At 70.2% G+C, this 19,929-nt stretch carries 18 protein-coding genes and 1 tRNA gene; 7 read left to right on the top strand and 12 right to left on the bottom strand.

Annotated features, from left to right (window positions below):
* Positions 1-231 (top strand): hypothetical protein (locus G3573_RS10775; protein WP_163261092.1); only part of this gene is annotated, 231 nt, incomplete at its 5' end.
* Between the two features lie 55 nt (positions 232-286).
* Here G3573_RS10775 and G3573_RS10770 read toward each other — a convergent pair.
* Entirely contained in the window at positions 287-1,255 is a 969-nt protein-coding gene (locus G3573_RS10770; protein WP_163261091.1) for a DUF2167 domain-containing protein, read from the bottom strand.
* A gap of 88 nt (positions 1,256-1,343) precedes the next feature.
* Positions 1,344-1,886 carry an inorganic diphosphatase gene (gene ppa, locus G3573_RS10765; RefSeq protein ID WP_163261090.1) on the bottom strand — a complete coding sequence of 181 codons (543 nt, stop codon included), beginning with the start codon at positions 1,884-1,886 and terminating at the stop codon, positions 1,344-1,346.
* 169 nt (positions 1,887-2,055) lie between these two features.
* Here ppa and G3573_RS10760 point away from each other — a divergent pair, with 169 nt between their 5' ends.
* Positions 2,056-2,757: a DUF599 family protein gene (locus G3573_RS10760; RefSeq protein WP_163261089.1), complete on the top strand. Its 702-nt coding sequence runs from the start codon at positions 2,056-2,058 to the stop codon at positions 2,755-2,757.
* 251 nt (positions 2,758-3,008) lie between these two features.
* On the opposite strand, the gene G3573_RS10755 is transcribed toward G3573_RS10760, so the two are convergent.
* Complete coding sequence (locus G3573_RS10755) at positions 3,009-3,920, bottom strand: N-formylglutamate amidohydrolase (protein WP_163261088.1); 912 nt, start codon at positions 3,918-3,920, stop codon at positions 3,009-3,011.
* Positions 3,921-4,063: 143 nt separating this feature from the next.
* Between G3573_RS10755 and G3573_RS10750 the strand changes: the two genes are divergently transcribed.
* On the top strand, positions 4,064-4,420 hold the full coding sequence (locus G3573_RS10750; RefSeq protein ID WP_163261087.1) for a response regulator: 357 nt from the start codon (positions 4,064-4,066) through the stop codon (positions 4,418-4,420).
* 10 nt (positions 4,421-4,430) lie between these two features.
* Here G3573_RS10750 and G3573_RS10745 read toward each other — a convergent pair whose 3' ends face one another.
* A complete protein-coding gene (locus G3573_RS10745) occupies positions 4,431-4,880 on the bottom strand; it encodes a transglutaminase-like cysteine peptidase (RefSeq protein ID WP_163261086.1) in 450 nt (149 codons plus the stop codon).
* Between the two features lie 307 nt (positions 4,881-5,187).
* Here G3573_RS10745 and G3573_RS10740 point away from each other — a divergent pair.
* Positions 5,188-5,262: transfer RNA gene (locus G3573_RS10740), tRNA-Val, on the top strand.
* A 97-nt stretch (positions 5,263-5,359) separates the two neighbouring features.
* Here G3573_RS10740 and G3573_RS10735 read toward each other — a convergent pair.
* From G3573_RS10735 to G3573_RS10725, 3 genes are read right to left on the bottom strand one after another with little or no spacing between them, the layout of a single operon-like run.
* A complete protein-coding gene (locus G3573_RS10735) occupies positions 5,360-6,367 on the bottom strand; it encodes a histone deacetylase family protein (RefSeq protein WP_163261085.1) in 1,008 nt (335 codons plus the stop codon).
* 2 nt (positions 6,368-6,369) lie between these two features.
* Positions 6,370-7,419: a DUF1611 domain-containing protein gene (locus G3573_RS10730; RefSeq protein ID WP_163261084.1), complete on the bottom strand. Its 1,050-nt coding sequence runs from the start codon at positions 7,417-7,419 to the stop codon at positions 6,370-6,372.
* On the bottom strand, positions 7,409-8,062 hold the full coding sequence (locus G3573_RS10725) for a cupin domain-containing protein (protein WP_163261083.1): 654 nt from the start codon (positions 8,060-8,062) through the stop codon (positions 7,409-7,411). The genes G3573_RS10730 and G3573_RS10725 overlap by 11 nt, the downstream gene beginning before the upstream one ends.
* A 168-nt stretch (positions 8,063-8,230) precedes the next feature.
* Here G3573_RS10725 and G3573_RS10720 point away from each other — a divergent pair, with 168 nt between their 5' ends.
* Positions 8,231-10,360: a TonB-dependent receptor gene (locus G3573_RS10720; RefSeq protein WP_163261082.1), complete on the top strand. Its 2,130-nt coding sequence runs from the start codon at positions 8,231-8,233 to the stop codon at positions 10,358-10,360.
* 191 nt (positions 10,361-10,551) lie between these two features.
* Here G3573_RS10720 and G3573_RS10715 read toward each other — a convergent pair whose 3' ends face one another.
* The 4 genes from G3573_RS10715 to G3573_RS10700 form a co-directional block, all read right to left on the bottom strand.
* Positions 10,552-11,781 carry a dipeptidase gene (locus G3573_RS10715; RefSeq protein ID WP_163261081.1) on the bottom strand — a complete coding sequence of 410 codons (1,230 nt, stop codon included), beginning with the start codon at positions 11,779-11,781 and terminating at the stop codon, positions 10,552-10,554.
* A 6-nt stretch (positions 11,782-11,787) separates the two neighbouring features.
* Positions 11,788-13,404 (bottom strand): serine hydrolase, encoded by a 1,617-nt coding sequence (locus G3573_RS10710; RefSeq protein WP_163261080.1) that lies wholly within the window; start codon positions 13,402-13,404, stop codon positions 11,788-11,790.
* 128 nt (positions 13,405-13,532) lie between these two features.
* Positions 13,533-14,867 (bottom strand): peptide MFS transporter, encoded by a 1,335-nt coding sequence (locus G3573_RS10705; RefSeq protein ID WP_163261079.1) that lies wholly within the window; start codon positions 14,865-14,867, stop codon positions 13,533-13,535.
* 1 nt (position 14,868) lies between these two features.
* The gene (locus tag G3573_RS10700) at positions 14,869-16,848 is read right to left on the bottom strand and encodes a serine hydrolase domain-containing protein (RefSeq protein WP_163261078.1); all 1,980 of its coding nucleotides are present in this window, start codon (positions 16,846-16,848) and stop codon (positions 14,869-14,871) included.
* A 209-nt stretch (positions 16,849-17,057) separates the two neighbouring features.
* On the opposite strand from G3573_RS10700, the gene G3573_RS10695 reads away from it, so the two are divergent.
* Together G3573_RS10695 and G3573_RS10690 are read left to right on the top strand one after the other, a co-directional pair.
* Positions 17,058-18,107 carry a dipeptide epimerase gene (locus G3573_RS10695; protein WP_205598191.1) on the top strand — a complete coding sequence of 350 codons (1,050 nt, stop codon included), beginning with the start codon at positions 17,058-17,060 and terminating at the stop codon, positions 18,105-18,107.
* 8 nt (positions 18,108-18,115) lie between these two features.
* The gene (locus G3573_RS10690) at positions 18,116-18,805 is read left to right on the top strand and encodes an XRE family transcriptional regulator (RefSeq protein WP_163261077.1); all 690 of its coding nucleotides are present in this window, start codon (positions 18,116-18,118) and stop codon (positions 18,803-18,805) included.
* A gap of 113 nt (positions 18,806-18,918) precedes the next feature.
* Here G3573_RS10690 and G3573_RS10685 read toward each other — a convergent pair.
* Positions 18,919-19,929 (bottom strand): DJ-1/PfpI family protein (locus G3573_RS10685; RefSeq protein ID WP_163261076.1); only part of this gene is annotated, 1,011 nt, incomplete at its 5' end.

Raw genomic sequence — 19,929 nt, 5'->3', positions numbered from 1 at the left:
GCGATGCTGCTGGGCGGCCCGCTCGCCAACCTGGCCCTGGCCCTGGCCGCCGCCGCGTCCGCCGCGACGACCACCCGGCCCGTCCTGCTCGCCGCCGGCCTCGGCGTCGTCGCCTCCCAGATCGCCTACGCGCTCGACGCGCTCACGCCCCGCCACGCCCGGATCGGCGCGACCACCCTGCCCTCCGACGGCCAGGCCCTGCTGGCCCTGCTGGCCGGACCCGCAAAATAGAAAGGGCGCGCCGCCTGCAGGCGACGCGCCCCTCACGCCCTTCAGCGGAAGCCGCTTAGGCTTCGCGCTTGCGGAACAGGTTGCGGAACCAGGCCCCGACCCCGGCCAGGCCGGCCATGATCACCGCGGCGAACTTCTTCAGCAGCAGCAGGCCGCCGGCCAGCAGGCCGAACTTCTTGGCCGCCGCCAGGCCCAGGCCCGCGGCCAGCAGGCCGGTCACCCCGTAGGCGGCCTTCTTGTCGACGCCCTCCTGGTAGTCGCCGTAGCGCGCGCCCGGCTTGAAGGCGGCGGCGGCACGCACGCCCTCGGCGGCGGTGCGGACGGAGGCCAGGTCCTTCATGCCGGCCACCACGTTCAGGCTCAGCACGCCGCGACGGCCCAGCAGGCGCACGTCGTAGTTCAGGGTGTGGTCGGGGCTGGTCCCGAAGCTGATCTCCTTGGCCCAGATCAGCGCGTGGCGCGTCGCGTCGTAGCTCGGCGTCTCGGCCCAGCCGACGACGTGGGTCGGCTCATAGCCGGCGTCCTTGCGGGCCTTGTTCTCCGCGTCCTCGCCCGACTGCATGTCCTTCAGCAGCCGCTTCGGATTGATCTTGTGCGCGTCCTTGTCGGAGACGTAGCCCTCGGCCTCGTAGGTCACCACCGCGCCCCACGCGTCGTCGAGCGGCGTCGTGCCCTTGGCGAAGATCATACCCAGCACGCCCTCGGCCGACCCCGGCGGGTTGCCCCAGGCCTCGACGATCACCTTCTTCGCGTCGGCGGCGTCGAGGAAATAGTACTTGTCGGTCAGCGACAGCTCGGCCTCGGCGTCGCCCAGGCTGATCACCCCGTGCCGCGGGGTCAGGCTCTTCAGGAAGGCCTCGGCGGCCTGCTCGCGCTGCTTGGCGAGCGCCGCTTCAGCGGCGGGATCCGGCGCGCCGGCCTTCGGTTGCTCGGCGGCGGCTTCGGGCGCAGCCGCGAAGACGGCGGCCGGCGACGACAGAACGAAAGCCGCCGCGAGAGCGGCGGCGGCGACGGTACGCGACATGAATCGGAACTCCCCCAATAACGGGGGCAGAGGTAGCAGGCCGGCCTGACGCGCGCGAGGCGATTTCAGACCGGCCGCAACTTCCGCGTCAGGCCGCGGCGTCCTTGGCCTGGTGCGCGGCCATGCCGACGCGGATCAGGTCGGCGGCCTCGGCCGCGTCGATCCAGCCGATGACCTTGGTGGTCTTGCCCTTCTCCAGGTCCTTATAGCGGCTGAAGAAGTGGGTGATCTGCTCGATCAGGATGTCCGGCAGGTTCCGGTAGCTGGCGATGTCCGCATAGAACGGGTGCAGCTTGTCGACCGGCACGGCCAGGATCTTCTCGTCGCGGCCGGCCTCGTCCTCCATGACCAGGGCGCCGATCGGGCGCGAACGGATCACGCAGCCCGGCACCACGGGGGTCGGGTTGATCACCAGCACGTCGCACGGGTCGCCGTCGTCGGCCAGGGTGTGGGGCACGAAGCCGTAGTTGCCCGGGTAGTACATGGCGGTGTGCAGGAAGCGATCGACGAACAGCGCGCCGCTGTCCTTGTCCATCTCGTACTTCACCGGCAGGCCGCCCTGCGGGATCTCGATGACGACGTTGAGGTCCCACGGCGGATTCGGGCCGGGGGAGATCTTGTCGAGGTTCATGGATGAGCTTTCTTCGGGGAGGAGAAGAGGCGCGCGTGATAGAGCGCGCTAGCCGAAAGGGGAAGCCGGTTTCGGCGGCGGCCGCGCGCCCGGCCAAGGATTTCCGCGCCTTGCGGGCGGCCCGCGTCGCCCCTTCGCAAGCGCGGCCGTTACGGCCTATGGTCCGGCCATGACTCCGTTGGACTGGGCCGCGCTGGCGGCGTTCGTCGTCTGCTGGTTCGGTTACGAGCGCATCCTGAGGCGGCTATCGCACCGCTCGGGCGCCCTGGTCACCGACATGACCATCGTGCGGCTGGCCTGGATGCGGGCCATGGCGCGGCGCGAGTTGCGGCTGATGGACAGCCAGTTGCTCGGCCACACCATCAATTCCGCCTCCTTCTTCGGCTCGGCCAACCTGATCCTGATCGCGGCGGTGGCCGGGGCCCTGTTCGGCGGCGAGGTGCTGCGCAGCGGGGTGGAGCTGGGCATCGTCCCGCGCGGCGCCTCGACCGTGATGTTCGAGGGCAAGCTCGCCCTGGTGATCGTCTGCCTGGCGCGCGGCTTCCTGAACTTCATCTGGTCGATCCGGCAGCTGAACTACACCCTGGCCCTGATGGGGGCCGCGCCGGAGGGTCTGGCGCCGGAAAAGGCCGACGCCTTCGCCGAAGCGGCGGCCACCGTGCTCAATCCGGCCCTGTCGGCCTTCAGCCAGGGCGTGCGCGGCTACTACTTCGCGCTGGCCGCAGCGGCGTGGCTGTTCGGCCCGGCCTACTTCCTGACCGCGACCCTGGGCGCGGTGGCGCTGCTGGCCTGGCGCCAGTCGCAGTCGCCCGCCGCGCTGGGCGTGCGCAAGGCGCGCGGCCTGCTGGAGTCCCACAGCGGAACAATTTGACGGTCGCGTCAAACGCTCTTCGCAGGTGCAGCATTTCAGCTCCACCGCCACAAGCTTGTCACAAAAGGGTTTTGCAGCGCCTCGTAACAACGCGTGATCGGCGGAAGGCAAAGTTACGCTTGATCCGTTTTGCGCCGCAACGTATAGAGGGGGTGTTCGGCGCTTCGCGGCGCCGATTGCCCTTCCTGGGCGTTTCCTCCCTATTGACTTCACAGCCGCGCTTTTTAGCGCGGCTTTTTTTTGCCTTGCGCTCAGGCCCGCAGAACCGCGCTCCAGTCGGCGGCCGCGAGGGTCACGGCCATGCGGTCGAGATCGGCCTTCAGCCGCTCGAAGCCGGCCACCGGCTCCATGCGCGCCTCGTCCAGATACAGCGACCGGTTCAGCTCGATCTGCAGGGCGTGACGCCCCTCGGTCGGACGGCCGTAGCTCTGGGTGGTGTAGCCGCCGGCGTAGGGGCGGTTCAGGGCCACGACGTAGCCCATGCTCTCGAACTCGCGCCGGACCAGGGCGGTCAGCCCGCGCGCGCAGGCCTCGCCGTGCCGGTCGCCCAGCACCACGTCGGGGCGGCCGCGCCCGCGCCGCTGCTCGGCCTTCACCGCCGCCGAGGGCATGGAGTGCCAGTCGATCAGCACCGCCTGGCCGAAGCCCGCGTGCGCCGCCTCGACCAGCTCCTTGAGCGCGTGGTGGTAGGGCGCGTGCACCCGCGCGATGCGGCCCGCGGCCTCCGAGAAGCGCAGCTTGCGCCGGTAGATCGCCTGGCCCTCGCCGACCACCTTGGCGATCGAGCCCAGCCCGGCCGCCACCCGCGCGCTCTGCGAGCGGGCGAACGCCGGCAGGGCGTCCTCGAACATGGCCGGGTCCAGCTCCCAGGGGTCGCGGTTGACGTCGACATAGGCCCGCGCCACCCGGCAGGCGATGGCGGCGATCCCGTGCTCGCGCGCGCCCAGCACGAAGCGGTCGACGAACGCGTCCTCCGAGCGGCGCAGGGCCAGGGCGTCCAGCGCCGAGGCGGCCACCAGGTCGTCCGGATAGATCCGGCCCGAATGCGGCGAGGCGAACACCAGCGCCGAGGCCGTCTGGGCGGGCAGGCTGAGCTCGAAAGGCGCCGCGGCGTCGGGGTCGGAATCGGACGGGGCGGCGAAGATCGGCTCGACGACGGTCATGGCCCGATGATCGGCCGCGCGAGGGGGCGAGGTCAACGCGCCTGAAACCTGTGTGCAAACGCTGCGGTTTTCATCGCCGGTTTACCGAGTTCGCGGTAAGCTTGACGCCAGATTGATCCCGGAATCCGGAAGACCACCCCGCCATGGCGCGCATCCTGCTGGCCGAAGACGACGACTCCCTCCGCAGCTTCCTCGCCCGCGCGCTGGAGCGGGCCGGCCACGAAGTGGTGTCCTGCGCCGACGGCGACGCCGCCGTGGGGGCGCTGGACGAAGGCCCCTACGACCTGCTGCTGACCGACATCGTCATGCCCGGCGCCGACGGCATCGAGGTCGCGCGCGAGGCCGGCGCCCGCCAGCCCGACCTGCGCATCATGTTCATCACCGGCTTCGCCGCCGTGGCCCTGACCGCCGCCCAGACCGCGCCGCAGGCCAAGGTGCTGTCCAAGCCCGTCCACCTGCGCGACCTGGTCGCCGAGGTGGAGCGGATGATCGCGGCCTGAGGGCCGATCCTCAACGGCCGCGGTCGCGGCCGTCGCAATTGTTCCAGCTGTAGCGTCGCCCGGTCTGCTCGACCGTCTCCACGCCGGAGGTCCGGTTGTCGAGCACCCAGCGGCGCCCCTGCGCGTCCGCGGCGACCAGCACGGCGTGACACTCGCCGCTGCGCAGGCTCACGCTCTGCACGCGCAGCGCCCGCCGCGGCCAGCCCGCCGCGATCAGGCGGATGCGCTTGGTCTCGGCGTAGTCCTCGCAGTCGCCGCGCTTCGGGCCGAAGCGCACCACGTCCTGGCCGGGCGGCTCCGCCTGGTAGCGGATCGAGCGGTTCACCTCGGCGTTGACCCGGCGCAGCAGATCCTGGTCGTCAGGCCGGCGACCCGCGCCGACGATGAGCGCCGCCGTCGCGATCAGGCCCGCACGCAGGACAAGGCCGGGCGCACGCCGCACGAGGGATCGAGCGGGCATGACGCCTCCGCGGCGCGGCCGGGCGCCGGCGCGCCGTTCGGTTGGGAAAAATCGGGAAAGCTGACGCCGCTGGGACTGGCCGCCGTACGGGAAATCTACGCAGGCGAAATCGACCGTGGCGGCTCAACCGGCGAAGCGGCGCGATTGTTCCCGCCAAGCTTCGACGCGGCGCGGACGAGGGCGTTCGCCGCCCGCTGAAGCCTTGAAAATTCAGCCTGGACCGGCGATCCGCGACAAAGCGGCGAACGCGTCACATTCGGCTTGCTGACGCTTCGAGACCCGGCTATATGACCGCTCCTTCCCGGGCGGACGCGTAGCTCAGCGGGAGAGCACTACGTTGACATCGTAGGGGTCACAGGTTCAATCCCTGTCGCGTCCACCATTCCTCGCCCACAAAAAAGCCCCGGCCTCGGCCGGGGCTTTTTGCGTTTCGGGGCCTCCGTTCTGGAAGCGGCGTGGCGGCGCTTGCAGCCCTCCGCTCAGAAGCCGGACAGGAAGGCCGAGACGTTGTCGGCGAGGGCGTCGACGGCGTAGCCGCCTTCCATGACCACCAGGGTGGGCACGCCCAGGCCGGCGATGCGCTCAGCCAGCTTCGCGTACTCGTCGGTGGCGATCCTGAAGTGGCAGATCGGGTCGCCCTCGTAGGTGTCGGCCCCGAACGACACGACCAGCAGGGCGGGCGCGAAGCCGGAGATCGCCGTGAGCGCGACGTCCAGCGCGTCGAGATAGGGCCCCAGAGTGGTCCCCCGCGGAAGGGGCAGGTTAAGGGTCGCGCCCTCCCCCGATCCCGCGCCGCGTTCGTCCGCATGACCCCAGTAGAACGGGTATTCGGTGACAGGATCGCCGTGGATCGAGGCGAAGAACACCTCGCCGTCCTCGTAGAAGATGTCCTGCGTGCCGTTGCCGTGGTGGTAGTCGACATCGAGCACCGCCACGCGCGCCAGGCCGGCGTCGCTCGCCGCCCGCGCCGCGATCGCCGCGTTGTTCAGGTAGCAGTAGCCGCCGAGGTAGTCGGCGCCGGCGTGATGGCCGGGCGGTCGGCAGAGAGCAAAACTGGTCCGCGTCGATCGGTCGAGCAGCGGCGCCAGGGCGGTCAGGGCGGTCTGCGCCGCCCAGTAGGCCGACTCCCAGGTGCCCGACGCGACCGGCGTGCCCGCGTCGTAGCTGAAGCGCCCCAGCAGGGCGTCGATCCGGTCCAGGCGCAGCGGCCGGCGTCCGACCACCGGCCAGGTGTAGCCGACGGCGTCGCCGAGCCGTCCCGCGTCGCTCCAGCGCCGGTGAACGACCTCGAGGAAATCCAGGTACTCCGCGCTATGCACCCGCTGCAGCGGCGCGCGGCCGAAGTCGCGGGCCTGCGTGGTGATCGCGAGCCGATCCGCGACGGTCTGGGCGCGCGCCGGCCGGTCGACGTGGTCGACCCATGCGCCGTTGTGCATCTCGAGCGCCGGCGCGTGCGCCAGTTGCCGGGGGTCGAACACCTTGAACATGGTCAGGCGAGGACGGCGTCCAGAAGCGCTTCGAACTCGGCGCCGCCGCGAATCGGATCCGCGGCCGGCGCGCCCACCATGGCCGAGGCCTCGGCTATCGCCTTCCGCGCCTCGGCCTCGGAAAGGCCGGAGGTGTTGAGCGCGACGCCGGCGCAGCGGATCGCCGGGTTGGTGCGCGCCCCCAGCCGCACGGCCAGATCGATCGCCTCGTCGAGCCGCGGCAGCGCGTACCCCGGATGGCCCAGCACTTCGGCCCGCGTCGGATCGTGGCAGAGGACGATCACGTCCGGCTGGCTTCCGTGCAGCAGGCCCAGCGACACCCCCGCGAAGGCCGGATGCGACAGCGACCCCTGGCCTTCGATCACGTCCCAGTGGTCCGGGGCGTTGTCGGGGCTGAGCAGCTCCGCGGCGCCCGCCGCGAAGTCCGCCACCACCGCGTCCATCGGCATGCCGGCGCCGGCGATCATGATCCCGGTCTGGCCGGTGGCCCGGAAGTCCGCCTTCACGCCGCGGGCGACCAGCCCGCGGGCGATGGCGAGCGCAGTGTACTTCTTGCCCAGCGCGCAGTCGGTCCCGACGGTGAGGAGCCGGCGGCCGGACCGTTTTCGACCGGAAGCGACCGGGATCCCGGGCGGGGGCGTGCGCACGTCGACGAGCCGGCGACCATGGCGCGCAGCGGCTGCGACCAGCTCCGGCATGTCCGAAAGCTTCGCGTGCATGCCGGCCACCAGGTCGAGCCCGGCCTCGATCGCCTCCAGCAGCGTCGGAAGCCAGGCGGCGGGAATGGCCCCGCCGGGCGTCGCCACGGCGATCACCAGCGACCGCGCGCCCGCAGCGCTGGCGGCCGCCGGCGCCATTCGCGGCAGCCCCACGCCGCGACCGCCGTCCAGCGTGTATTCGGCCAGGCAGCGCTCGCCGGCCCAGTCGCGCAGCCCCATCGCCGTCTTCGCGTAGCCGGGCTCGGCGATGTCGCCGAGGAAAAGCAGATAGGGGTGCGCCAGCTCGAGCGTCCGGCCGTGCTGCGTCTCGACCTGGCTCATGTCAGCGACCATTGGCGTAGCGCTCGATGCGGAACGGGGCCGCTTCGACCTCCGCGCCGGCGATCCGCTGCGCCTCGTCGCCGGTGCAGATCGACAGGACCCGGCAGGGCCCCTCGCTCGCCGCCACGTACGCGTGGCCTATGCCGCTGTCGAAGTAGATGGAGTCGCCGCTTTCGAGCCGAACGGGCGCGTAGAGCGCCGTGTGGAGCACGACGGCCCCCTCGAGGACGTAGGCGAACTCTTCGCCTTCGTGGCGGACCAGCTCGCCGAATTCCGCAAGGGTGCGGGCGCGGATTTCGGCGATCACCGGGATGAACGGCTTATTGAGCAGGTCCGCGGCCAGATAGAGATGGCCGTAGTTGGCGGTCTCGATCCGTCGGCCGTCGCCGACCTTCGTGACGCTGCGGCGACCCAGCACCTTCGGCTGGGGCGTCGTCTCGCCGCCGAACAGGGCGGAGATGTCGATCTCCAGCCCCCGGCTGATGCTGGCGAGCTTGTCGTAGGTCAGCGAGATCTTGTCGTTCTCGGCCCGCGAGAGGGTCGAGACCGGCAGGCCCGTCCGGGCGCTGGCGTCGGCGAGGGTCCAGCCGCGCTTGAGCCGCTCCCTCCGGATCAGCGCCCCCGGTCGCGCTTCGCAGCGCCCCTCGGTCCCCATGTGGCCGCCCTCCTGCACCCACGCGCCAGCTTAGCGTCTGTGGCGCAAAGATACCACAGCCGACGGCAACACCTCCCGTCAATTGCAATGTTCTTGCAGATTCGCAAATTTCACAGTCAAGGTATGCGTGAGGGCGCAATGCCGCCCTTTGGGAGGGGGGAACCAGTAATGACCAGCAGACTTGCTCTGGCGCTTTTGGCCAGCGTCTCACTGACGCCGATCTGCGCCCACGCGCAGGACGCCACTGCGGTCGACGAGGTCGTCGTCACCGCGCAAAAGCGTGAGGAACTCCTCCGGGAGGTCCCGCAATCGGTGACGGCGATCACCGACGAGACCCTGGAGCGCATCCAGGCGAACGACTTCTCGGACTATGTCGGCCGCGTCCCTGGCCTCACCGTCGTGGGCGACCAGCCGGGCAACCAGCGCCTGACGCTGCGCGGGCTGAACACCAGCGGGATTTCGTCGACCGTCGGCACCTACATGGACGAGACGCCGTTCGGCTCTTCGACCTCGCTGGTGAACTCCGGCGTGCTGGCGCTCGACCTGGATCCGTCCGACGTGAAGCGCGTGGAAGTGCTGCGCGGCCCGCAGGGGACGCTCTACGGCGCCGGCTCGCTGGGCGGCCTCATCAAGTACGTGACCGTGCAGCCCTCGACAGCCGGCTTCGAGGCGCGGGTGCGCGGCTCGGCCGAGCAGACCGACGACGGCGAAGGCAGCTGGGGCCTGCGGGGCGCCGTGAACCTGCCGATGGGCGAGCGCGCCGCCCTGCGCGTCAGCGGGATGAAGCGTTCGCAAGGGGGCTATATCGACGATCCGGCCCGGGGCGAGAGCGACATCAACGGCCTCGAAACGTCGGCGCTGCGCGCGGCCTTCCTGTTCAACGCCACCGACAAGCTGACCTTCCGCGCCTCGGCCTATGTGCAGAAGATCGAGAGCGATGCGCAGACGGGCGTCGCCTACTTCCAGAGCCCGCTGGAGCCCGTGGCCGGCGATCTCGATCAGTTCCGGCTGTTCTCCGAAAAGTCGGACATCACCTACCGGATCTACAACGCCACGGTGGATTACGATCTGGGCTGGGCCGCGCTGGTCTCGTCGACCAGCTGGGGCGAGCTGGAGCAATACCGCGAGAGCGACGGCTCCATGGCCTTCGGTCTGCCGTCGTTCCTCGCCAATGACCTGAGCCAGGAGAAGTTCACCCAGGAACTCCGCCTGGTCTCGCCCGAGGGCGAGCGCCTCGATTGGGTGGCGGGGCTGTTCTACACCAAGGAAGAGGGCCTGATCGACCAGGAGATCTTCTTCGGCCCGCCGCCCGGCTCGGTCACCGGCCTGACCGCCAGGATCGCCTCCGACTACGAGGAGGTCGCGGCCTTCGGCGAGGTGAAGGTGAAGTTCTCGCCGCAATTCGACGTCAGCGTCGGCGCGCGCTACGCGAAGAACGACCAGACGGTGGACCAGAGCGGCACGGCCGTGGGCGCGGGAGGCGAGGTCTCCTCCGAGAACGCCACGACCTTCTCCATCGCGCCGCGCTACCGCATGAACGACCACACCATGTTCTACGGGCGGATCGCCACCGGCTACCGGCCCGGCGGCCCGAACATCGTGGGCGTGGCCTCGGTGATCCCGCCGACGTTCGGCTCCGACACCACGACCAACTACGAGCTCGGCGTGAAGACCGACCTGGTTCCGGGCGTGCTGCGGCTGGACGCGTCGGTCTTCCACGTGGACTGGCAGGACATCCAGCTGGCCGTGTTCGACGGCACGGTGACCGGCAACGCCAACGGCGGCTCGGCCGAGACGCAGGGCGTGGAATGGACCGCCACGCTGACGCCGCATCAGGGCCTGACATTCGTCTGGGCGGGCGCCGTGACCGACACGGAACTGACCAGCGACACCGACCCGATCGTGGTCGGTGGCGTGAGCGGCGATCCCCTGCCGTATTCGCCGGACTGGTCGAGCACGCTCGACGGCGAGTACGAGTGGGCCCTCGCCAACGGCGCCCAGGCCTACGTCGGCGCCACCTGGCGCGTCGTGGGCGAGCAGTCGACCGCCTTCCCGGGCGTCGGCGGCTTCCTGTACGGCGCCCAGCAGATCGAGGTGCCCAGCTACACCACGATCGACCTGCGCGGCGGCGTGGAGTTCGGCCGCTACGCCGTCGAGCTCTACGCGAAGAACGTCGGCGACGAACGCGGCCCGATCGCGTTCGGCAACTTCGGCCAGACGCTGCCCGACGCGCCAAACGGCGAAGCCTCAGTGCTTCGCCCGCGCACCATCGGACTGAGCCTGAGCGCCCGGTACTAAGCCGGGCTCAAAGGGGGCGCAGGCGGCGGAACTCCGCGGCCTGCGCCCCCTTCTTCTTTTCCCGAAAAACTCAGTGCGAGGCGGCGGCTTCAGCGACGCGGGAGCCGCAGCAGGCCTGAGCCTGAGCGCCCGAAACGAAGAGGGGCGCAGGCGGTCGAGCCGCCTGCGTCCCTCCTTCTTCTTGAGCATCTTCAGTGCGAGGCGGCGGCGACCGCTTCGGCGCCGCGCAGGACGCGCAGCAGGTTTCCGCCGGCCAATTTGGCCAGGTCGGCGTCGCTCCAGCCCCGCCGCATCAGTTCGGCGAAGAGGTTCGGATAGCTCGCCACGTCTCCCAGACCCTCGGTCGTGAACGGCACGCCGTCGAAGTCGGCGCCGAGCCCCACATGGTCGATCCCCGCCACGTCGCGGATGTGCTCGACGTGGTCGGCCACCTGAGCGACCGTGGCGGCCGGACGCGGGTTTTTCGCGACCCAGTCCGCGAGCCCGGCGGCCGCAGCGGCGGGATCGTCGGGATGCAGGGCCTTCTGGCGCGCCGCCTCGCCCGACTGCGCGGCGCTCCACAGGCGCACCTCGTCCGACACGAAGCCGGGATAGAAGTTCACCATCACCACGCCGCCGTTAGCGGGCAGCAGCCGCAGCACGTCGTCGGGCACGTTCCTGGGATGGGGCGTCAGCGCGTAGGCCGAGGAATGGGAGAAGATCACCGGCGCCCGCGAGACCCTCAGCGCGTCGCGCATGGCGTCGGCCGAGACGTGGCTGAGGTCGACCAGCATGCCGATGCGGTTCATTTCCCGCACGACGTCCTCGCCGAAGGGGCTCAAGCCGCCGTGCTGGGGCGCGTCGGTGGCGCTGTCGGCCCAGGCGGTCGTTTGCGCATGGCACAGCGTCATGTACAGCACGCCCGCGGCGCGGAACTGGCGCAGCACGGCGAGATTGCCGTTGATCGGCTCGCCGCCTTCCATGCCCAGCATGGAGGCGATGCGCCCGGCGCGGTGGATCCGCTCGATGTCGCCGGCGGTGGCGGCGAACTCGAACGCCTCGGGATGGTCCGCGACGATCTGGCGGACGATGTCGATCTGCACCTGCACGGCCTGCGCCGCCTCCGCCCCGCGGAGCTCCGCCGGCGCGTAGACCGACCAGAACTGGGCGCCGACGCGCCCCGACCGCAGCCGGGGAATGTCGGTCTGCAGGGGCGACTGGGGCGTCCCCCACCGGGTCAGGTCGATCCGCGCGAGCTCGCCGCCGTAGAGGTCGTGGACCTGATCGGCCAGATCGTTGTGGCCGTCGATCAGGGGCGTCCGCGCGGTGATCCGGTCGATCCGCGCCCGCTCGGCCGGCGTCGTCTGCGCCGGCGTCGTCTGCGCGCTGGCCGGCGCGAACGCCGCCGACCAGCAGAGCGCGGCCAGCAGGGCCGTCCTCATGAGCGCTTACTGGCCTCCCGACGCCGCCGGAGCGGGCCGCAGGTCGAGGTCCTGGTAGTCGAAGCTGAAGTCGGCCAGAGGCGAGACCGGCCGCATGCTGATCCGGTCCACCTTGCCCTCGGCGTCGAACGCGAAGGTCACGTAGGCCGGCTCGATGCTGGGGTTGCGCCAGGTGACGCGGAAGGTGTCGTACCGCCAGGGCGTCAGCTCGCCGGTCATGCCGGGCGTCATGGTGAAGTCCATGGCGAGCTTGCCGCCGGCGTGCTTCACCGTGACGGGACCGTACCAGGCGTCCTTGAAGGCGCCGGCGTAGGTCTGGAGCGACCGCGAGGGACCCGCGCCCGCCACCGCCGGCGTCTCGGTCTGACTCTTCAGGAACGCCACCGCCTTCTGGTCGCGCTCGCGGACGAACTGCTGCCAGGCCGCCCCCCAGTTGTAGTAGGGCTGCCCGAGGTAATGATCGAGCAGCTCGTAGGCGAGGCCGTACGCCGCCTCCCCGTCCTCGCAGTTGATCATGATCGAGAAGCCGATGTTCTTCTCGGGGATGAGGACCAGGATCGACTGCGCCCCGAACACCGCGCCGGTGTGCATGATCAGCTTGTGGCCGCGATAGTCCCGCTCCATCCAGCCCATCGCATAGCTGTCGAACTGCGGCGTGACGGCCGAGACCGGTTCCGGGTAGCGCCCGATCGGCACGTGGATGCGCGGCGTCCACATCTCGCGCGACGCGTCCTCGCTGAAGAGGCGGCCGCCGCCCGGCAGGCCCCCGTGCGCGAGCTGGATGGAAAGCCACCGCGCCATGTCGTTGGCGCTGATCGCGATGCCGCCGGCCGGCGCGCCGACGCCGGTGATGTCCGGATCGAACTCGGCCTTCCCGCTGTCGTCCAGGGTCACCTGCGTGCCCATGCCGACCATCGGGCCGTCGCGGCGGCCGTGAGGCCAGGCCCGGTTGTCCGCGTGCCGCCGGTCGTCGCGCGAGCTGGTGGCCGTGAGCATGCCGCCGGGGACCAGCAGGTCCTCCTTGACGAACCGCTCCCAGCTCTTGCCGCTGACCTCCTCGATGAGCTGACCGGCGACGACGTAGAGCACGTTGTCGTAGGCGTAGCCCGAGCGGAAGCTGGTGGCCGGCTTGATGTAGCGAAGCGAACGGACGACGTCTTCGCGGCTGCGCGTGGTCTGCGGGAACAGCATCAGGTCGCCGGCGCCCAGGCCCAGGCCGCTGTTGTGCACGAACAGGTCGCGCACCGTCATCTCACGCGTCACCCACGAGTCGTACATCTGGAAGTACGGAATATGGTCGATGACCTTGTCGTCCCAGCCGACCTTGCCGCTGTCGACGAGGCGCGCCAGGGCGGCGGCCGTGAACGCCTTGCTGACCGAGCCGATCTGGAAGAGCGTGTCGCTGTCCACGCGCGCCGCCGGATCGTCCAGCCGCCGGACGCCATAGCCCTTGGCCAGCGTCACCTTTCCGTTCTCGACGATGGCCACGGAGATGCCAGGCACGCCCACTTCGGAGGCGATCTTCGCGACCCGCGCGTCGAAGTTCTTGGGCGGCGCGGCCCACGCGACCGTCGCAATACACAGTGAGAAGGCCAGCGCTCCGGCCCCGATCGTTCGCTTCATGGTCCGCCCCCTCAGGCTCGCCGCGCGGGCGCGCCGCGCGCACTTGCTTCCACAATTTCCAGACGCCGTCGTCGAATCGTCACGGCGGCGCGTACCGCCAGCGCGTCAGGTCGACGCCGCCGTCGCCGTCATCCCCCGCCGCTCTGCGTGGCCGCCACCGGCGCCGGCGTTCGCCCGCTCGCCATGACCAGCAGAATGAGCGACGCCAGCAGGGTCGAGCCCGCGCCGATCGCGAAGAACCATTCGGCCGGAATGGTCGACCACAGCGTGCCGATGAACCCGGCGGACAGGGATCCCAGGAACTTGGCGATGTACCAGGCGCCCATCATCGTCGAGGCGATCTGCGCCGGCGAAAGATTGCCGAACAGCGACAGGCCGACCGGCAGCACCAGGAGCTCGCCCAGGGTGAGCAACACGAAATAACCGACCACCCACAGCGCGCTCACCGGGCCTCCGAGCCGATAGTCGATCGCCGCCAGGACCATCACCACGCAGGCCGCGGCGGTGATCGCACAGCCCAGCGCCATGCGGCCGAACAGGTTCGCGGCGTGCCCCTGCTCGCGCCGGCGCTGCCAGTGTCCCATCAGGAAAGGCGTCAGCGTGATGATCAGCAGCGGATTGATCGACTGGAACCAGGTCGCCGGGATGCGCCAGCTCCAGTCGCCGATCGCCAGCTCCCGGTTCGTACGGTCCGCGATCCAGAGGGCGATGGTGTTGCCGCTCTGCTCGTAGGCGATACGGAACAGCACGACCACGGCCATCACGCCCAGCAGCGCCAGCACGGCGCGACGGTCGTCGCGGGTCAGCGGCGGACGCCGCGCGCTCCGCTCCCGCTTGGCGGACTCGTCGCCCGGCACGTGCCGGCGGCCGACCAGGTAAGTGACGAGGCCCACCGCCATGCCGACGCCGGCCAGGGCGAAGCCCCAGTGCCAGCCGTAGGTCTCGCCCAGGTAGCCGCAAAGCAGCGGCGAGAGGAAGCCGCCGAGGTTGATGCCCATGTAGTAGGCGCTGAACGCCTGGTCGCGGCGGGTGTCTCCGTCCTCATAGAGCCGCGCCACCTGCGCCGCGAGCGGCGGGATGAACAGGCCGTTGCCCACCGCCACGAGCCCGAGCGCCGGGAACAGCAGCGGCTCGAAGGCCATGGCGAAATGGCCGGCCATCATCAGCGTCCCGCCGATGACCACGGCCGCCGTCTTCCCGATCCAGCGGTCGGCGACGATGCCGCCGAAGAACGGGCTGAAGAACGCGCACGCCCCGTAGATCCCGTAGATCAGCGACGCCTGCGCCTGCGGCAAGGCCAGCTGCTGCGTCATGTAGTAGACGAGCATCGCCTGCAGGCCGAAGTACGAGAACTCCGCCCAGGTCTGGGTGAGGAACAGAACGGTGAGCCCGCGAGGGTGACCGAACCACTGTCCGGCCCCCCTCGCCCGAGACTCCGCCGGCTTGTCGGCCAGGGCGCTCACGCTAGTAGCTGAAGTTGAAGCTGTAGAAGCCGTTGGCGATCGCCAGCCAGAGGATCACCAGCGTCGCCGGCACCGTCAGCCCGCCCCAGATCCGCGCGAACCAGCTGGCTCCGCCACGCCAGAGGTTGAGATTGGCCAGCGTCAGGCCGCCCAGGGCCAGGACGGGCAGGAGGCCCGCCACGTACAGCACCACGAAGAACGCCGAGGCCACCGACTCCGGCGTGTCCGGCAGGGAGCCCAGCAGCCAGACCAGGAACCCGGTCCAACCGGCGAGATAGGCCACCACCAGCCCGCTGGAGACGCCCGCCATCCGATGCGCCTTGGCGCGCAGGTCGGCGTAGGGGAACGGCGCGCGGTGGGCTCGACGCACCAGGGCGCGGAGCGGCCAGGTGAGGAAGGTCAGCGCCAGCACGGCGACCGCCGCGATCAGCAACGGCGTCCAGGTGGACGTGGCCCGCCACCAGGGCGCCCGGGTGTTGACGATCGCGAAGGAGAAGGGCTCGGCCGCCAGCGCCGTGACCTTGCCGCTGGCGTCGCGGCGCACACCCATCCGGTTGTAGCCTCCGACCTCCTGCCAGATCCACGGCTCGACCTCGCGCCAGTGGCGCGGCTTGCCCGTCGCGGTGGGCAGGCCCGGGCCGATCAGGTCGCCGTTGGGCGCCATGGCGACCTTGGTCTGGTCCAGGAAGTAGATGGCGTGCAGCGGGTTGCTGTCGATGCGCCGCGAGCTCTCGTAGTCGCCGACGACCGCCGCGCCGTGGGCCTTGGCGGTGTCGAGCGGCTTCGGATCGGCCGTGAGCGTCGCGGCCGGGTAGTACCGATCGACGAACGCCTTCAGGAAATCGATCCGCAACAGGTGCGGCGCTAGTCCCGTGTTGCCGGCGCTGTTCAGCGAAACATAGACGCCCACATGGTCGTCGATCATCAGGGCGAGGTCGGAGTGGAACCAGCCGGTGTCCCCGCCGTGGCCCATGATCCGGTGGCCGTTCAGGTCGTTCTGGTAGAAGCCCAACCCCATGCTGTTCACGCCGGGGAACTGCTGATCGATCGTGTCGAACATCAGCCTGGCCGTCTCAGGCTTCATCAGGCCCGCGCCGCCGTTCAGGTAGGCGTTCATGAACTTCGCCATGTCCGCGCCGGTCGACGACAGCGCGCCGGCCGGCCCGGGGCCGATGATCTCGAACTTTTGCGCCTCGTCGCTGTCGAGGTTGCGGTAGCCGCCCGACATCGCCGACTTCAGCCGGTCGGGCAGCGGCTGCTCGAACGTCGAGTTCTGCATGCCCAGCGGCGTGAAGATGTGCCGCTCGATATACTTGGGGAACGGCTCGCCGGAGACGCGCTGGACGATGTAGCCCGCGAGCGCGGTCGCGTAGTTGGAATAGGCCGGCGTCGTGCCCGGCGCGTGGATCCGCTCCGGAAGGTTACGGGTCAGATAGTCCTTGAGCGTCAGGTCGGCGTTGTTGTCGAACAGTTCGCGGACGACTTCCTCGTAGCCGGTCGTGTGCGTCATGATCTGGCGCAGGGTGACCGGCTTGCCCTGAGCCGGGACCTTGAAGTCGAGGTACTGGTTCACGTCGGCGTCGAGGTCGAGCTTGCCCTGCTCGACCAGTTGCATCACGGCCGTCCAGGTGAACAGCTTGGAGATCGACCCCGGCCGGAACAGCGTCGCGTTCGGATCGACCGGTGTGCGGGTCTTCAGGTTGGCGTAGCCGAAACCCCGGTTGGTGACGATCTGGCCGTCCTTCACGATCGTCACGACGCCGCCGGCGATGCCGGCGTCGTTCAACGCACGCGGCATGTAGCCGTCCAGCCAGACGTTCAGATCCTGCGAGGTCAGCTGCGCCGCGCCCGGCGTCGTCGGGGCGATCGCCGTCATCGGCGGTTTGGGCGGCGCGCTCCGACCGCTCGCCGGCAGCGCCCCACCACCCAGCAGGGCCACCGCCAAGGCCACCGCCTTCCACGACCGCAGACGCTTCACCATCTCTCGCCCCCTCGCCATGACGCGACCCCCGCATCATCGCTAGACATCGCCTACCCCGCACAGCTTTGCAAGTCGCTTTTGCATATACGCATCAAGCTTGAGCCGCGTACATTTTTGAATTTAATCAACTAGATGGGTGAATTTTGCACCTTTATGGCGAAATTATTTGCGGCCGCGCGCTAGCGCTTTTTCCTAGCCGAGGGCTATGATTGCATTTCCGCAAGACGCCCATTTTCGGACCGTCGGCGCGCGAGGGTCAGGAGCTCGACGTGGGTGTGAAAAGAACGGTCTCCGTGCGCCGCGAGATTTGGCCCATGCGCGCCCCCTTCAGGATCACCGGTCACGTCTTCACCGAGCTCGACTCCCTAGTGGTTGAGCTGAGCGAGGGCGGGCGCAGCGGGCGAGGCGAAGCGGCCGGGGTCTACTATCTGGGGGATCACACCGTCGACGCGCTCGAGCAGGTCGCCGCCATCGTTCCGGAGCTCGAGCGCGGTCTGGATCGTGCGGCGCTGCAGGCCTTGCTGCCGCCGGGCGGCGCTCGCAACGCCGTCGACTGCGCGCTCTGGGACCTGGAGTGCAAGCTGGCCGGCAGGACCATCTGGGAACAGTCCGGCGTCGCCCCCCGGGTGCTCGACACCTGCCAGACCATCGGCGTGCTGCCCACGCCGGCCGACAGCGGGGCTGCGGCCGCGGCCTTGGCGGGATACGGCCTGCTGAAGCTGAAGCTCGACGCGGATCGCCCCGTGGAGCGCGTGAGGGCCGTGCGCGGCGCGCGGCCGGACGCCCGGATCATCGTCGACGTGAACCAGGGCTTCACCCTGGCCCAGCTCCAGGAATGCCTTCCCGAATTCGCCGCGGCCCGTGTCGAGATGGTCGAGCAGCCGCTGCCGCGCGGCGGGGACGACGGCCTGGAAGACATCGAGAGCCCGGTGCCGATCTGCGCCGACGAGAGCTGCCTGCACCGGGGCGAGCTGGACGCCGCGGCGCGCCGCTACGACATGATCAACATCAAGCTGGACAAGACCGGCGGCCTTACCGAAGCCCTACTCCTCGCCGATGAAGCTGCAGCGCGTGGACTGGACGTCATGGTGGGGAATATGCTGGGTACGTCGCTCGCTATGGCGCCGGCGTTCCTGATCGGCCTGAAGGCCAAGATCGCCGACCTGGACGGGCCGCTGGCGCTGCGAGGGGACCGGCTCAACCCGATCCGGTACGAAAAGGGCCGCGCCGAGCCCTTTTCGCGCGAGCTATGGGGCTAGATCGCCGGATGGACGTGCATCAACTCAGGGACCACCTGATCCTCAGCGGCGGCGAGGTGCTCACCCGTCCTGACCCGGCCCCGCAACAGACCGTCTTCGACCAGGGCGCCTTCGGCACGGCGATCCGGCGCCTGCGCGGCGAGCGGGGCTGGACGCTGCGTGAACTGAGCCAGAGGTCGAACATCTCGCAGTCGACCCTGTCGCGCGTGGAGACCGGTCAGATCACCCTGTCGTTCGACCGCGCCCACGCGCTCGCCCAGGCGCTGGAGGCCGACTTCACCCAGTTCCTGAAGCAGATGGGCAACGCCCAGGCGGGCGCGGAACCGGGTGCGACCCGGGCGCACGGCTGGCGGGCCGTGACCCGCGCCGGCGAGGGCCACCAGGTCACGCAAGGCAACGCCGACTACGAATACCTCTGCGGCGACTACTTCTTCCGCAAGATGGTCACCGGCGTCGCCGTGATCCGCGCCCGCTCGCTCGACGAGCACGGGCCGTTCGTGAACCACCCCGGCGAGGAGTTCATCTACGTCCTCGAGGGCGCGGCCGTGCTGGCCACCGACATCTACGCGCCGCTGAGGCTCGAGGCCGGCGACAGCCTGCAGTTCGACGCGATGACCCCGCATGCGCTGTACAGCGGCTCCGACCAGCCGGCGCGGGTGCTGTTCTCGATCACCGATCCGCGCTGGTCGCAGGGCTGAGCGCACGACTTCGCCACGGACGACGCGAGATCCGGCCGGACACGACCGCCAAGAACAAGCCCCGGCCTGCGCCGGGGCATGTCGTTCTCAGAACGTCCTGAGGAAGCGGGGCGCTAGTGCTTGGCGCCGTCCGCCCGCCCGTACTCCAGCCCCAGCCAGGCGAGCCGCGCCGTCCTTCGGCCATAGCGGCGGTTCATCTCGGCCAGCGCCTGGTCCAGCACCCGGGCCGATCCGCCGGCGGGCGCTTTCAGCACCTCCGCGCCGGCCTGATGCGGGGCGTCGGGCAGGATCACCAGGCCGTGGCGTGCGTGGACCGGGGCCGGGCCCGCGACGACAACCTTCGCCTTGAAGCTGCGCCGCCAGACGTCGGTCTGTAGGCCGAGCACGATCTCGTCGACGCCCTCGCTCAGCGGCGCCTCGAGGGTGTCGTGGTCCCAGACCGACAGGAGGTTGCCCGCGGCCACGGCGTAGTCGGTGAAGCCGAGGCGGAACTCCGAGGTCTGGTGGCGCGCGGACCAGTCGCCCGCGCCCAGCCGGGCCGCGGTCGCCTCCGCCGCCGGCCGGCCGGCGATCGCCTCGACCAGCGCCAGGGAGACCGGGATCGAGGCGGACACGCCGGTGGTCGAGATCACCATTCCGTCCTGCACCCAGCGCCGGTCGCGCACCCAGGTGGTCCGCGGGTAGGCCTTCGCGAGCTCGCCGAGGGCGGAATAGTGGGTGGTCGCCTGCTTGCCGTCGAGCAGGCCCGCCGCGGCCAGGACCCGCGCCCCCTCGCACACCGAGACCACGACCGCGCCCTTCGCGGCCTGGGCGCGGATCCAGGCGATCAGGGCCGGGCTTTTCGCGTTCAGCTGGGCGGGCACGACCACGATGTCGGCGCCGGCCGGCTGGGCCGCGTCGAACTGCGCCAGGGTCTGCTCGGGCTGGATCTTCACGGTGGCGCGCAACTGCACCGTGTCCGGGGTCGTGGAGAGGGCGATCACGTCGGCCGCGCCGGACTCCTTCAGCACGCCGTAGGGGACCAGGAAGTCGGTGGTCTCGGCCCCGGCCGCGTCGGCGACCACGGCCACCAGCGGCCGGCCGCGCCCCGCCTTGGGCGCGGGCAGGATCAGGCCGGACGGTGC

Origin of the sequence: Caulobacter sp. 17J65-9, assembly GCF_010975005.1 — a bacterium.
Classification (GTDB): Bacteria; Pseudomonadota; Alphaproteobacteria; order Caulobacterales; family Caulobacteraceae; genus 17J80-11.
This window is presented reverse-complemented; position numbering and strand designations above follow the sequence as displayed.